We start from the raw sequence: 269 nt of genomic DNA on the forward strand, positions 1-269 counted from the left end.
GTACGCTTCCCAGATCCAACAGCTAACCCATACCTTGCTTTCTCAGCAATGCTTATGGCTGGCCTTGACGGTATCAAAAACAAGATCCACCCTGGCGATGCAATGGATAAAGATTTATAGGACTTACCAGCAGAAGAAGCAGCAGAAATTCCACAAGTTGCATCTTCACTTGGTGAAGCACTAGATGCATTAAGTGCTGACCGCGAGTTCTTAACTCAAGGTGGTGTTTTCACTGACGACCTAATCGATGCTTACATTGCACTTAAAGG

General features: G+C 45.0%; 1 pseudogene. It reads left to right on the plus strand.

The features are described 5' to 3' along the window. Positions 1–269 (plus strand): annotated as a pseudogene (gene glnA / locus SB756_RS30575) (glutamine synthetase); the annotation flags it as partial.

The sequence above is a fragment of the Pseudomonas sp. SIMBA_068 genome, from assembly GCF_046534705.1.
Classification (GTDB): Bacteria; Pseudomonadota; Gammaproteobacteria; order Pseudomonadales; family Pseudomonadaceae; genus Aquipseudomonas; species Aquipseudomonas putida.